Origin of the sequence: Chloroflexus sp. MS-CIW-1 (assembly GCF_030444705.1) — a bacterium.
GTDB lineage: Bacteria > Chloroflexota > Chloroflexia > Chloroflexales > Chloroflexaceae > Chloroflexus.
Window position 1 is genome coordinate 2,684,401 of record NZ_JAUBWR010000001.1, and the last position, 13,991, is coordinate 2,698,391.

A 13,991-nucleotide genomic window follows, 5' to 3' on the forward strand; every position below is an offset into this window, starting at 1 on the left:
ATGCGTCGCTATCAATTAACAATCAATGGCAAAACTTATACCGTTCTCGTTAGCGAGTTAAGTAGTGAACGTTTTGCTGTCCAACTCGATGGTCGCGAATTTGAGGTACAGGTTACAGAAAGTGGGGAAGTGAGCGAGATTCTTCCTCGCCCGCCGTTGTCCGCCGTTATCCAGACAGCTCCTGCCGGCCCGGTCACTGTACCGGCGACACCTATGCCACCGGCGACGGCGACAGGAGATCAGTTTATCAGAGCGCCAATGCCGGGAACGATCCTGCAAATTGTAGCTACGCCTGGTATGAAAGTTAAGCGTGGTCAGCCGGTGATCGTACTGGAAGCGATGAAGATGAACAACAGCATCGGCGCCCCACGTGACGGCACGATTACCGCAATTCTGGTCAAAACCGGGCAGAGCGTTGGGTATGGTGAACCGCTGGCCCAGATTGAATAACCAACGGAAAAGACCATGAGTGAATTTATCACCAATCTCTTTGCCGGTTTCGCTGCTCTCACATGGCAGTCGCTAGTCATGATCGGGATCGCTGCTTTCCTCTTCTACCTGGCAATTGTCCACAATTATGAACCATTGTTACTAATTCCAATCGGCGCCGGTGCTCTGCTGGCTAATCTGCCGCTTTCGCCACTCCTCGATGAAGACGGTATGCTGACTGTGCTCTACAACGCTGGCGTCGGCAACGAACTTTTCCCACTCTTGATCTTCATCGGGATCGGCGCCCTTACCGACTTCAGTCCCCTTCTTTCTAATCCGCGCATGGTCTTACTGGGCGCCGCCGGCCAATTTGGAATCTTCGGCACCCTGCTACTCGCTCTGGCGCTAGGCTTCAGCCGACCAGAAGCCGCTTCTATCGGTATCATCGGTGCTATTGATGGCCCAACCTCGATCTACGTCTCCAGTCTGCTCGCCCCGCAGCTTCTTGGCCCGATTACAGTAGCCGCTTACAGCTATATGTCACTGGTACCAGTGATTATGCCACCCATTATCCGTCTGTTGACTACTCCGGCCGAACGACGGATACGGATGGAGTATGTTACCCGTCCGGTTGGCCGTCGTACCCGCATCCTGTTTCCGATCGTTATCACCATTGTGGTGGGTATCCTGGTACCGTTTTCCATCCCACTGATCGGCATGCTGATGTTAGGCAACTTGATGCGCGAATCGGGGGTCGTTGAACGACTGACGAACACCTCATCGCGTGAGCTGGCCAATATTGTCACGCTATTCCTCGGCCTGGCAATTGGTTCAACGATGGAGGGAACACGGTTTTTGCAACCGGCCACGCTAGCGATTCTGGCGTTGGGCATTCTGGCCTTTGCTCTTGACACCGCAGCCGGTCTGCTGTTTGGGAAATTCCTGAACTTGATCAGTCGCGGTCGTTTTAACCCAGTCATCGGTGCAGCCGGAATCAGCGCTTTTCCGATGGCTGCACGAGTGGTACAAAAGCTCGTTAATGAAGAGGACTTCGAGAACTTTCTCCTGATGCACGCCATGGGCGCCAACGCTGCCGGGCAGATTGCCAGCGTGGTGGCTGGTGGGGTGGTACTGGCATTGATGGGAGCAGGGAGCTAATGCAGAAATGGGCATTACCTTGCACCCTGGGTAAAGCGAAACGGAACCCTGGGAGCGGCCGCTGGCCCCGACCGACCTGTCGTGGCGGATCACTTGCACCCTGGGTAAGGCGAAGCAGAACCCTGGGAGCGCGGGCCTCTGGCCCGCATCTTACAGTACATAGCCGAAAACCGTCGTTTGGTGCATCAGCATTTTATCCTCTCCACTTCCGCTTGTGTCCCCCCGCAAGCGAAAGGGAGTGGGAAGGAAGCCCCTAACCGGAGGTCGGGCAGAGCACCGTCGGAACGGGAAGCTGCGCGCCTCCGCATGCGCTACAGACAGGTTGGGAAAACCATCCAGCTCGTTCACTCTTCTCTGTCCTCCCACCGCCCTCACCTCGTCACTGCCAGGTAAGGGAAGAACTTTGCCCCCTCCAAAAGCTTTTCTTGTTCCACTCTTTCTGCTAACTGTCGCACGTGAGGACCACAAATCTTTGTCGGTGGTAGTGGTTTCTTTTCTGCCTTTTGCTACCCAGACTGCTATACTATGAGAGGTATCACCGCAAGACCAGAGACTGAGGAGCGAGATATGCCGAAGACCGAGCGCGTTGCCGAATGGATGACCGAAAATCCTGTGACCGTCACACCAGACTTTTCAGTTCTGGCAGCATACGAGCGGATGCGGGCACGCGGAATCCGACGGATGCCGGTTGTCGATAAAGATGGTAAGCTAGTTGGGATCATCACCCGTAGCGACATAGAGCAGGTCATGAATCACCCGCGCAGTGAAGAAGAGCGACGCATTGCCCGCTTTAGCCTAGCCGGGCAGACAGTTGCTGAACTGATGACGCCTAACCCCATTACGGTCGCCGCGAATGACTCGATTGGCAAAGCGGCAGCGATGATGATTCGGGCTCGTGTGAGTGGATTACCGGTGCTCGAACAAGACCGACTTGTGGGTATCATCACCGAGTCGGATATTTTTCGTCTAGTAGCCAGTACATGGGCCGCAGAAGAGACGGAATAAAGTTGCGTCGTGCTCAGCGCTATACCTGAGCTGTGTGTGGGCCGCAGGCTTGCTGGCCCGCACCCACGCTATAACAGCTACGTTGAACACGCCTGAAATGCTGCGTCGCCAGTTATCAGGGGTTGGCGGAGTTCTTAGCTTCGGTACAAGTACAAACATCGAACGGATCAACAATGGAGCGACACCAACGATCATCGCACCTTCCTAACGATACATCGTTTGGCGTGTCAGCGCACCATCGCGTCCCCTAGGCCTGCATGCAAGTGGGGAGGGTGGAAACCCTTCCCTAAAAAGCTGTCACAGGCTGATCGGCGAGCCGACATAGGTCGGCCAGATAGAGCATCGGTAGAACGGGAAGCAACAAGTATTCTGACGCTCTGTGAATAAGGTATGAAGCCGCCGCTTCTACACTTCGTTTCGCATTCCGAATTCTCATGCTGCTTACTGGGGTAGGATGAGAGCGTTAAAACGCCCTGGCTGGATTCTTCTTTGAAGACGGTTGACACACCCCTCCAACATCACGTATGATGAGGAAGGAAAATTGAAGTATCAACATTTGAGCTAAAATTCCGATCCGGATTATCAAGCGAAGCATATTTGGTAAAGGCGCCGTTTTTACATGATTAGAAAAGCTCGATTACTGTACGAATTTGCCCGTCCTCATACTGTCATCGCCACCAGCGTTCAAGTCATCACCATGTTGATCATTGTGGCCGGTTGGCGTCCACTTACGCTCGATTTGATCGGTCTATGGGTAGCAACGTGGATCGTATGTTTGAGTCTCAATCTCTACGTGGTTGGCGTCAACCAGCTTACCGACGTAGCCATTGATCGAATTAACAAGCCATGGCTCCCAATCGCTGCTGGGCGCTTATCGGTTCAGGCTGGCAGATGGTTCGTTGTTATCGCACTGATCATTGCGCTGATCGGTGCCTGGCTCCTGAGCCTGTACCTCTGGCTAACAGTCGTAACGATTACGCTTATTGGTTCGCTCTACTCGCTTCCTCCCTTCCGTCTGAAACGTAAACCGCTCGTTGCGGCGATCAGTATTGCCAGCGCCCGCGGTGTTATCGCAAATGTCGGGCTAGCCCTCCACTATCGGCATTGGCTTGAAGTTGACCTGCCCTTCACCACTCTCGTGCTAACTGCGGTCTTCTTTTTTGGTTTTGCACTGGTCATTGCCTTTTATAAAGACCTGCCAGATGACCGTGGCGATCGGATGTACCAAATCGAAACACTGACGACTCGCCTTGGCCCACGGCGGGTCTTGCATGTGGGACGTCTCTTACTGACCGCGTGTTACCTGTTGCCCATCGCAGTGGGTCTCTGGTCAATGCCCGCATTTGCAGCCGGTTTTCTGGCTGTAAGTCACGCGATAGTCATCATTGTGTTCTGGATTGTCAGCCTGCGTGTTGATCTGCAACAACAACAATCCATTACCAATTTTTACATGTTTCTCTGGAGTATCTTTTACACTGAATTTGTCCTCCTCAGCATCTATCGTCTGACAGATCTGATATAGTGTGGAGCCTATGCGACGTGTACGGTACATTCTCGCCCTGATCCGGTTAGGACGACCGCTCCATCTGGTGGGAGGTGCCATTTTCTACGGTGTTGGCGTGGCCGCTGCCGGGATACCGCCTACCGATCCATTGCTCGCACTCCTCGGTTTGCTTACAACTCTGAGCACGCAGTTGATGAACCATTACAGCAATGACTATTTCGACTACGATGCCGACCGTGCCAATCCAACCCCAACCCACTGGTCAGGAGGGAGCCGGGTGTTACCTGAAGGAGGGTTACCGGCAAAGGATGCACTCATTGCAGCATTAGGCTGGGGCATGGTCGCGATCATCCTGGCGATATTCAGCACACTTCGTTCACCACAACCACTGCTTAGCGGTAGTTTGCTCGCCAGTGCTATCTTCCTGGCCTGGATGTATAGTGGTCCTCCCCTCTACCTACATCGGCGCGGATGGGGGGAAGTGGTTGGTGCAATGTTGATTCCGGGTGGTACTGCACTGGTCGGTTTCAGCTTACAAACTGGTGCGATCCAACCCCTTATCCTCTTAACTATTTCTCCGCTTTGTCTGCTCCAATTCGCAATGCTGATCGCCGTTAGTTTTCCAGACGTCACCGGTGATCGAGCGGTTGGTAAGCGGACACTGGCGGTTATGTTCGGGCCACAACGCGCAGCACACTGGCAAATGATAGCAATTCTCGCTACCCTCGCCAGTTTACCGCTCCTGGCCTTTGCCGGTTTACCGCCACTCGTAGCTACCGCACCGGTGGCAACCGCTCCCATTGGGCTGTGGCTTATCTGGCAGCTCCGTCGCGGCGCCTGGGCCAATCCAGCAGTCTGGGATCGCCTTGGTTTCTGGAGCATCGGCCAGCTCGTGGGGAGTGCCGGGATGATGTTACTGGCGTTTCTTATCGAGTAGTGCGTCTGAAAAACGAACTTGCTTTGTGCAGGACGCCGTAACCTATTTTTCCATCCTGTAAATCCATAACCCATCGATGAGCAAAGCGGGGGAAGAGAATGGACAGTTTGAGCATCGGCCTCTATAATGTGAGGTAGCACCAATTCTGCGAGGCAATGTAGCAGCAGCAAACAGCGTTAGGGCTGGTACAAAGCGAGGGGCAACACGATGGTTGCCCCTCTTTCTCGCTCGCTGTACCGCTGGTTCCGATAAACCTCTACGGCAATCCCTGCAACCGTCGTAATTCGGCTTCCAACTCGCGGAGACGGGCTTCAAGCTCGGCCCGTGCGGCTGCTTCCCGCTGCGCTTGTTCCGCTGCCGCTCGTGCCTGCGCTTCCGCCTCCACCCGTGCGGCTGCTTCCCGCTGCGCTTGTTCCGCTGCCGCTCGTGCTTGCGCTTCCGCCTCCGCCCGTGCGGCTGCTTCCCGTTGCGCTTGTTCCGCTGCCGCTCGTGCCTGCGCTTCCGCCTCCGCCCGTGCGGCTGCTTCCCGCTGGGCCTGTGCTTCCGCCTCCGCCCGCGCTGCCGCTTCCCGTCGGGCCTGTTCCTCCGCCTCGGCCCGTGCGGCTGCTTCCTGTCGCGCTCGCGCTTCGGCGGCTGCCCGCGCTGCCGCTTCTTCCGCCGCCTGCTGTACCACCGTCGCGTAGTCGCCAAACGCCGTGCCGTCGTCGGTGTAACACACTACGTGGTCGCCTTCCACTCCTACCCACAGCTCAGCCAGTTCCAGATACACCCACCCCCGCTCGTCCGGCGGTTGCAGCCGGTAGGTATCGCCCACCAGCCGGTAATCGAGTAACCGGAGCTGCCGCTCCCCCCGCCGTCCAATGTTGTCCACAATCACATACTGCGCCACCCCCGCCCGTGCGTAGTGCGCCACCTTCCACACCACGTCGTTCTCCCGCGTCTCCGGCGAGGTGATCTCAATCATCAACGCCGGTCGTACCCCCTCTTCCGCCACGTCAAACGTGCTCCAGTCGCGCCGCTCGCGCAGCCCCGGAATGACCATCACGTCCGGTCCGTGCGGACGCAGGTCAGGCACGTCCCACGCCACCCGCACATCACTCAGCACGATAGCCCGCCCGTGCGCTTCGAGCCGGGCGCGCAACACCGCGGTGAGGTACATCCGGTCGGTTTCGTGGCGGTCACTGTGCACGATGAAGTCTCCCACTTCGGGGTGCAACACGTCCTCGAGGGTGAGCGGCACCGGTTCGAGGTGGTCGGGGTCGTCGGGGGTGGGCCGACGGACGTAGCGCCAGCCGTAGCGGAAGGGGTCTTCTTCGGGGAGCGGTGCAGGTGCGGTGGCAGTAGGATGGGTCATCGCAGTTCCTCCTTGCTGTGGTAGGTGGGTCTGCCGGTATTGTAGCACAGCGCTGGGCAGGATGCAGGGGCGAGGGTGGCAGCGCAACGGGCAGCGGGTGGTAGTGTTTCCCATTCATCGTGTTTTCCTGGTGCTCAAAACGGTGCTCGATAAAGAAACCGTTTGAGCGGCCAAAAAGTTACGCGGAATTTGAAAAATGATGGACAGCAGATTGAGAGTCGTTTTGGTACGATCCGCACAGAATCGTTTCGTGTATACTATTACCAACATAACTGTATAATTGTCGTCTCTTCCGGCAACGATGCCTGCTGACAGGACAGCATTATGAAAAAACTGGGCGTGATCGATCTCGGTTCCAACACGACTCGCCTCATCGTGATGGCTTACGAGCCGGGACACTGCTTTCGACTAACCGATGAAGTAAGCGAAACTGTTCGCCTGGCTGAAGGGATCGGCCCTGCACGTATGTTGCAACCAGCGCCAATCAGACGGGCAGTGGAAGCATTACGCATGTTCTACTCGCTTTGTGTCTCGACCGGCGTTGATCAGGTGATCGCAGTTGGTACCAGCGCCATTCGTGAAGCTGCTAATCAGGCCGATTTCTGGGCCGCCCTCCGTGAGTCGACTCCACTTGATTTACGCATCATATCGGCAGAGGAGGAGGCCTATTTTGGCTATCTTGGTGCTATCAATGCCCTTCCTTTGCATCACGGCGCATTATTCGATACTGGCGGCGGTTCGACCCAAGTAATGGCAGTGACCGATCGTGCTCTGACGCGCACGTTCTCCGTTCAGGCCGGGATCGTTCGCTTTACCGAGCAGTTTGTGCAGAGCGATCCCATCAGTCGTGCTGATCTGCGCCGCCTGCGCGCTGCAGCCCGCGAAGCCTTTGCCCCACTTGACTGGCTTCCCGATTTTGGTAATGGTCGCCTCGGTGGGATGGGTGGAACGGTGCGTCAGCTAGCCCGTATTGACCAAAAACAGCGTGGTTATCCGCTTGAGCGTGTGCACGGTTATGTACTGAGTCGCGAATCTGTAGATCGCATCATCGAAGAACTTGCTCGCCGTAATCGACGCGAACGGTTGCAGATACCGGGTATGAAAGAGGAACGGGTCGATGTGACCCTGGCCGGTGCTGTGATTATTGCCACCCTAATGGATCGGGGCAACTTTCCGTATCTGCTAGTCAGTGGTCAGGGAGTACGCGAAGGTATCTTCTACCAGCACTTTCTCGCCGATCAACCGCAACCGTTACTCCCCGAACCACGTCAATTCAGCGTCCTCAACCTGGCTCGCCTGACACACTACGAGCCAGCACATTGCGCACGGGTGGCAAAGCTCAGCTTATCGCTTTTTGATCAACTGGCGCCATTACACGGTTACGGCGCATGGGAACGTGAACTGCTCGGTTATGCCGCAATCTTGCACGACATTGGGATCAGTGTCGGGTACTACGACCACCACAAACACGGTGAGTATTTGATCCACAATGCGACGCTGCTCGGCTTTAGTCATCGCGAAATTGTGATCATCGCCAGTCTGGTACGGAACCATCGGAAAGGATGGGAGGACTTAACCCCATACCGTATGATTCTCGCCGCCGATGATGAGACCCGAATTGCCCGTCTGAGCGCAATGCTCCGCCTTGCCGAGTATCTCGAACGGAGCAAGAGTCAGATCGTGCACGATGTGCGTGTGCAAATCGGCGAAGAGATCATTATCGACGTTATCGCTCACGGTGATGCACACGTGGAAATCTGGGAGGCTTCGCGCCGTAGTGGATTGCTCAAGCGGAGTTTTAACCGCGAGGTGCAGATCAGAGCAGGGTAAGCCTATGCTATAATGCTTGCTAGACAGAGAACAAGCAGTAGGCTAACCTATGCGGTGCCCGATTTGCCATTTCGCTGAAACTGATGTGATAGACACTCGTAAGCTGTATGACGGCGACGTTATTCGCCGCCGTCGCCGATGTCGGGCCTGTGGTCGTCGCTTTACGACCTACGAGCGTATCGAGTCGGTCAGCTTAATGGTGGTAAAAAAGGATGGCACTCGCGAACCGTATGACCGTGAAAAGATTGCGCGTGGTGTACGCACAGCCTGCTACCGCCGCCCAGTTTCGGCAGCCGCTATCGAGCAATTGGTTAACGATGTCGAAACAATGATTATGTCAACTGAAGAACAAGAGATTAGTTCACAGGTGATCGGTGATGCGGTGATGCAACATCTGCGCAATCTTGATGAGGTCGCCTACATTCGCTTTGCTTCAGTCTATCGATCCTTTTCCGATCTTGGCAAATTGCGTGAAGCAGTCGATGAGCTTCTTGAGCGCGATGGTGATCGGAATGGTCACCCATCGCCTGAATCAACAGAGGATTCGGTGGTATGAACATTGAAACGACACCTCAGCCGGTGTCAGAACCCGTTGTTAAGATGTCTTTTTTCCAGCGTATTGCCCGTTCAATCCGTGCGATTGAATGGGTACAAGTCCTGTTAGTCAGTCTGATCACCGCTATTGCCTGGTGTTCGCTGTTTTTGGCTAACAACATTTTGCAAATTCTGGCCGGTGTTGTTCCGGTGATGGCCGGTATCTATCTGGGACGAAAGGTTCGTGGCGAGTACCTGGCTAACGGTCTGGCCCTTGGGTTGATAACCTTCCTCTTCGGCCTGGCCATTATGATCGGGTATGGTCTGGTCGGAGAAGCCGGTATTGCTCCGATGCCGGTGATCCAACTCGATGCAGAGCAACAGCCAGCACCGGCAACGTTGATGGATTTGATAACCATCTACTTTATCTTCTCTGCCTTCGCATTGATCCCTTTTCCTGCCTTCGGTACCGTGATGTCAGGTCGCGCTGAAGAGCGCAACCGGCAGTTGCAACGCGAGATTGCCGAACGCGGTGGCCGCCTTGAACGTCCTGGCGTAGTCCGCACACTTGAAGATTTACAAGGCCTCTCACTGCCCCAATTTGGTTCTTACGTTCTGAACCTCTTCCGCAAGAAGGGGTTTGAGTTCAAGGATTATCGCTTTATCGATAAAGATAAACATCTCGACCTTGAATTGAGCTACGAAGGGGTGACCTACCTGTTGCGCTTATCGGTTGCCGACAAGGTTCGTCCTGGCACGCTCGAAAGTCTTTTGCAGGATATGAAGCGATCTGGTATTCCGAAAGGATTGGTGATTACGTCAACCGAATTCACTCCTGATACGATCAAGGCGGCAAGTGGAAAACGGAATGTCCTGATTATCGATGGAAAGACGTTGTTTGCGATAGCAGAGGGGTAATACGTCATGCTGCTTGATTTGAGCGGGCGTGTAGCCATTGTGACCGGCGGCAGCCGTGGTATCGGTCGGGCTATCGCTGAGCGGTTGGCGGGAAGTGGTGCAGCCGTTGTCGTCAATTACCGTGGAAACGCAGCCGCAGCCGAAGCAACTGTGGCCACCATTACCGCCGCAGGTGGTACCGCAATCGCCATCCAAGGTGATGTCAGCCAACCCGAGGATGTTGAACATCTGGTCAAAACTACCCTGGAGCGGTTTGGTCGCATCGACATTCTCGTTAACAATGCCGGTATCACCCGCGACACTCTGCTCCTTCGTATGAAGGAGAGCGATTTCGATGAGGTCATCGCCACTAATCTGCGCGGTGTCTTTCTCTGTACCCGTGCAGTGCTGCGGCCAATGACCAAACAACGGTTTGGTCGAATCATCAACATTACGTCGGTCGTTGGGTTAACCGGAAATGCTGGACAGGCCAATTATGCTGCGGCCAAAGCCGGGATTCTCGGTTTTACCAAATCAACTGCCCGTGAGATGGCTAGCCGTGGCATCACGGTTAATGCAGTGGCTCCGGGCTTTATCGAGACTGAAATGACCGACGCCCTCAACGAAGAGACCCGCAAAGCAATTCTGGCAACGATCCCGCTCGGTCGGTTCGGCCAGCCGGCCGAGGTTGCAGGGCTGGTTTGTTTCCTGGCCTCTGATGCTGGCGCATATATCAGTGGACAAACGCTGACTATCGACGGTGGAATGGTGATGTCCTGATGATTCGCAAAGTATTAGTAGCAAACCGTGGCGAAATTGCTGTACGCATTATTCGGGCCTGTCAGGAATTGGGTATTCGGACGGTAGCCGCCTATAGCACTGCCGACCGTGACTCGTTGGCGGTACGCCTGGCCGATGAAGCGGTGTGTATCGGGCCACCCCCACCCGCCAAATCGTACCTGAATGCGCCGGCGTTGATCAGTGCTGCACTTGTCTCGGGCTGCGATGCTATTCATCCCGGTTATGGATTCCTTTCCGAAAATCCGTACTTTGCCGAGATGTGTGCCGATTGTAAGTTGACCTTCATTGGCCCCCCACCGGAACCGATCCGTCTGATGGGCGATAAGGCTATTGGGCGCGAAACGATGCGCAAAGCCGGTGTACCAACTGTACCCGGTTCTGATGGCGAGGTACGATCTTTGGAAGAGGCAATCGATATTGCCCGTCAGATCGGCTATCCGGTCTTATTGAAACCCTCCGGTGGTGGTGGTGGGCGTGGTATGCGAGTTGCTTACGATGAAGCCGATTTGCAACGCGCTTTCTCCACAGCTCGCGCCGAGGCAGAAGCAGCTTTTGGTAACGGTGCGCTTTTGCTGGAAAAATACCTTACCCGTGTACGACACGTTGAGATTCAGGTGCTGGCCGATCAGTACGGAAACGCAATCCACCTCGGCGAACGTGACTGTTCGGCGCAGCGTCGTCATCAAAAGATTGTCGAAGAAGCCCCCTCACCGGCAGTCACCCCTGAACTGCGTGCCCGCATGGGAGCCGATGCTGTGCGCGGAATTACCGCTATCGGCTATGTCAATGCCGGCACGCTGGAGTTTCTGCTTGACGAGGATGGGAACTATTACTTTATCGAGATGAATACGCGCATTCAGGTTGAGCATCCGGTTACCGAGCAGGTCACCGGTGTTGATCTGGTGCGCTGGCAGTTGCTGATTGCCAGTGGCGAACGCTTGACGCTCCGCCAGGAAGACATTAAAATAACGCGGCACGCAATTGAGTGCCGGATCAATGCCGAAGATCCAGAGCGTGACTTTTTGCCGGCAAGTGGTGAAGTCGAATTTTACCTGCCACCCGGTGGGCCAGGTGTTCGGGTTGACTCTCACCTCTACCCCGGCTACAAGCCACCCGGCAACTACGACTCGTTACTGGCAAAAATTATTACGGTAGGTGATACACGCGAAGAAGCGCTTAACCGAATGCGGCGGGCGCTCCATGAATGTGTCATTACCGGTATTAAAACAACCATCCCGTTTCAATTGGCCCTGATCGATGATCCGGAGTTCCGCGCCGGTCGAATTCACACTGGCTACGTCGCTGAGCTGCTGCGTCAGTGGAAAGAGACACTCAACCCGGCGTAAGTCGGCAACGGGATGCGTATGGGGAGGGCAAGATTGGCAAGTCAACGGCATCGAGTGCGGATCGCAGCGTTGCAGATCCTCTTTGAAGTTGATGAAACCGATCATGCGATTGATCAGGTGCTCGAGCGTCGGCTCGCCGATGAACCAATGTCGCAAGAGAGTGCCGATTTCTTACGACGCCTGGTGTTCGGCGCCTGGGAACATCGTTCCTACCTTGATCGGATTATCGAAGAGGCAGCACCAAACTGGCCGGTTGCACAGATGCCGGGGGTCGATAAAGCGGTGCTGCGCATCGCTCTCTTCGAGTTGCTGATCGATGATGTAGAGCGGACGCCGATCAAGGCCGTGATTAATGAGGCTGTTGAACTGGCTAAACAGTTTGGCAGTGATAATTCAAGTCGGTTTGTTAATGGCGTGCTCGGCACGGTAGTTACCCGCTATCTAGCCGACCGTAATGATGAGGAATAGCCGTTTTTGAAAGGAAGGAATGTCATTCGTATGGCTTCGCCTGAGATGGAAGAGCGCCTGCGCAAGATTATCGTCGAACAGCTTGGTGTAGAACCAGATCAAGTTGTTCCTACTGCATCATTCACCAAAGACTTAAATGCTGACTCACTCGATCTGGTAGAGCTTATCATGTCCATCGAAGAAGAGTTCGGTGTTGAGATACCGGACGAAGAGGCTGAGAAGATTCAGACTGTTGCCGATGCTTTGCAGTACCTCGAAACCCACCAGAGCAACGAATAACTTTGTCTAGAGGTAGGGTCGCAGGGTTTTTTCCTGCCAGCTTGTACGTGCAGTAAACACTGGTCGGTTGCCTCCAGCCTCTCTTTGCAGGCTGGGGGCATTGCTTTCTCTTCGTGGAGATCACCGGGGCACACCACTGTGTGCCCCAATATCGTTCAGGCAAGAGGAACTTGACACACTCTAAAGATCGGCAAAAGCCGCCCCAATAATCGCAATTGCCTCTTCAATGCGACTAATGCTCTGAAAACTGAAGGCAAGACGCATCGCATGCTCGCCCTGAGCACGATCAACAAAACAGGCCGTACCGGCCAGAAACTCAGCTCCCCGGGCACGGGCGGCTTCCAGGAGCGCACGAGCACTCACGCCTTGCGGTAGTTTGACCCAGATGAAAAAACCACCAGCAGGCATGACAAAGCTAGCCTCAGCCGGAAAATGTTGACGTATCGCAGCGGCCATTGCTGCACATTTGGCAGCATAGTGCTGACGAAGCATAGCAATATGTCGTTCGAGTCGGCCATTCTCGCAAAAGCGCGCTACGACGCGGGTGATGAAGGGGCCAGTGGTACCTTCAGCTTTTACCATCAACAGACGATCAATAATCTCACGTCGAGCATGAACCCATCCAATCCGCAACCCAGGAGCGAGAATCTTCGAGTAGGTGCCTACCCGAATGACCCAACCTTCCTGATCGAGCGCAGCCAGCGATGGCAATGGCTCGCCGGCAAACCGCAGATCGATGTAGGCATCGTCTTCAACCACCGGCACACCGTATTCAGCAGCCAGGGCAACCAGTTGTCTGCGTCGCTCCAGGCTTAAGGTTACCCCTGTCGGGTTATGAAAAGTAGGAATTGTGTAAATGAACTTCGGACGCCGACCACCAGCCGCCAGTTTGCGTAGGGTGTCTGACAGTAACGCAACATCCATTCCCTGATCATCAACCGGAATGCTGATCAGACGTGCTCCCGATTGCACAAAACGTCGCACAGCACCGAGAAAGCTAGGCGCTTCGATAATGACAGTATCCCCCGGCTCGACAAAAATTTCAGGTAAGAGGGCCAGAATCTGACCAGAACCGTACCCCACCACTACGTGTTCAGGCTGCGCCGCAACACCCTCAGCCCGGAGACGCTCAACAATTTGATCCGTAAGGCCAGGGTACGACAGCGCATAGTTCAATGAATCGGCAGCTTCGTAGGCTAAAACTTCCGCAGCAGCAGCCATCAATTCGGCCCGTGGGAAGAGGTCAGGATCGGCCAGGCCATACGCCAAACTGATCAGGGGGCGTACCGGCTCACCGGCAGCCCCAAATAGAGGCGGTACGACTTCTCGCACACGGCTGGCAAAGAGACTTTCGAGACGGTCGGTCGTTGCGGTCATAAATTGGTTGCTCCTTTGTGTATGGTACGCGAACTATGACGATACGAAGGAAGGAAAAAACGACTTAGAACA

14 protein-coding genes are annotated in these 13,991 nt (G+C 55.0%); 12 read left to right on the top strand and 2 right to left on the bottom strand.

Going from position 1 to position 13,991, the window contains the following annotated elements; genetic code table 11:
* The 5 genes from QTO31_RS10720 (at nucleotide 1) to QTO31_RS10740 (ending at nucleotide 5,033) form a co-directional block, all read left to right on the top strand.
* Complete coding sequence (locus QTO31_RS10720) at nucleotides 1-450, top strand: biotin/lipoyl-containing protein (RefSeq protein ID WP_031460783.1); 450 nt, start codon at nucleotides 1-3, stop codon at nucleotides 448-450.
* A gap of 15 nt (nucleotides 451-465) precedes the next feature.
* A complete protein-coding gene (locus QTO31_RS10725; protein ID WP_031460782.1) occupies nucleotides 466-1,587 on the top strand; it encodes a sodium ion-translocating decarboxylase subunit beta in 1,122 nt (373 codons plus the stop codon).
* 567 nt (nucleotides 1,588-2,154) lie between these two features.
* The gene (locus QTO31_RS10730) at nucleotides 2,155-2,592 is read left to right on the top strand and encodes a CBS domain-containing protein (RefSeq protein ID WP_031460781.1); all 438 of its coding nucleotides are present in this window, start codon (nucleotides 2,155-2,157) and stop codon (nucleotides 2,590-2,592) included.
* A gap of 619 nt (nucleotides 2,593-3,211) precedes the next feature.
* Complete coding sequence (locus tag QTO31_RS10735; protein ID WP_301429080.1) at nucleotides 3,212-4,114, top strand: homogentisate phytyltransferase; 903 nt, start codon at nucleotides 3,212-3,214, stop codon at nucleotides 4,112-4,114.
* A gap of 10 nt (nucleotides 4,115-4,124) precedes the next feature.
* Nucleotides 4,125-5,033 carry a prenyltransferase gene (locus tag QTO31_RS10740; RefSeq protein WP_031460779.1) on the top strand — a complete coding sequence of 303 codons (909 nt, stop codon included), beginning with the start codon at nucleotides 4,125-4,127 and terminating at the stop codon, nucleotides 5,031-5,033.
* Between the two features lie 256 nt (nucleotides 5,034-5,289).
* Here QTO31_RS10740 and QTO31_RS10745 read toward each other — a convergent pair whose 3' ends face one another.
* Nucleotides 5,290-6,387 carry a Uma2 family endonuclease gene (locus QTO31_RS10745; protein ID WP_301429081.1) on the bottom strand — a complete coding sequence of 366 codons (1,098 nt, stop codon included), beginning with the start codon at nucleotides 6,385-6,387 and terminating at the stop codon, nucleotides 5,290-5,292.
* A 324-nt stretch (nucleotides 6,388-6,711) separates the two neighbouring features.
* Here QTO31_RS10745 and QTO31_RS10750 point away from each other — a divergent pair, with 324 nt between their 5' ends.
* From QTO31_RS10750 to QTO31_RS10780, 7 genes are read left to right on the top strand one after another with little or no spacing between them, the layout of a single operon-like run.
* Entirely contained in the window at nucleotides 6,712-8,217 is a 1,506-nt protein-coding gene (locus QTO31_RS10750; protein ID WP_301429082.1) for a Ppx/GppA phosphatase family protein, read from the top strand.
* A gap of 49 nt (nucleotides 8,218-8,266) precedes the next feature.
* Nucleotides 8,267-8,773 carry a transcriptional regulator NrdR gene (gene nrdR / locus QTO31_RS10755; RefSeq protein ID WP_031460498.1) on the top strand — a complete coding sequence of 169 codons (507 nt, stop codon included), beginning with the start codon at nucleotides 8,267-8,269 and terminating at the stop codon, nucleotides 8,771-8,773.
* The gene (locus QTO31_RS10760; RefSeq protein ID WP_031460499.1) at nucleotides 8,770-9,669 is read left to right on the top strand and encodes a restriction endonuclease; all 900 of its coding nucleotides are present in this window, start codon (nucleotides 8,770-8,772) and stop codon (nucleotides 9,667-9,669) included. The genes nrdR and QTO31_RS10760 overlap by 4 nt, the downstream gene beginning before the upstream one ends.
* 6 nt (nucleotides 9,670-9,675) lie before the next feature.
* Nucleotides 9,676-10,428 (top strand): 3-oxoacyl-[acyl-carrier-protein] reductase, encoded by a 753-nt coding sequence (gene fabG / locus QTO31_RS10765; protein WP_028460157.1) that lies wholly within the window; start codon nucleotides 9,676-9,678, stop codon nucleotides 10,426-10,428.
* On the top strand, nucleotides 10,428-11,795 hold the full coding sequence (accC, locus tag QTO31_RS10770) for an acetyl-CoA carboxylase biotin carboxylase subunit (RefSeq protein ID WP_031460500.1): 1,368 nt from the start codon (nucleotides 10,428-10,430) through the stop codon (nucleotides 11,793-11,795). The genes fabG and accC overlap by 1 nt, the downstream gene beginning before the upstream one ends.
* 18 nt (nucleotides 11,796-11,813) lie before the next feature.
* Entirely contained in the window at nucleotides 11,814-12,263 is a 450-nt protein-coding gene (nusB, locus tag QTO31_RS10775) for a transcription antitermination factor NusB (RefSeq protein WP_031460501.1), read from the top strand.
* Between the two features lie 30 nt (nucleotides 12,264-12,293).
* A complete protein-coding gene (locus QTO31_RS10780) occupies nucleotides 12,294-12,542 on the top strand; it encodes an acyl carrier protein (protein WP_031460502.1) in 249 nt (82 codons plus the stop codon).
* Nucleotides 12,543-12,722: 180 nt separating this feature from the next.
* On the opposite strand, the gene QTO31_RS10785 is transcribed toward QTO31_RS10780, so the two are convergent.
* Entirely contained in the window at nucleotides 12,723-13,919 is a 1,197-nt protein-coding gene (locus QTO31_RS10785; protein ID WP_301429083.1) for a PLP-dependent aminotransferase family protein, read from the bottom strand.
* Nucleotides 13,920-13,991: the final 72 nt, after the last annotated feature.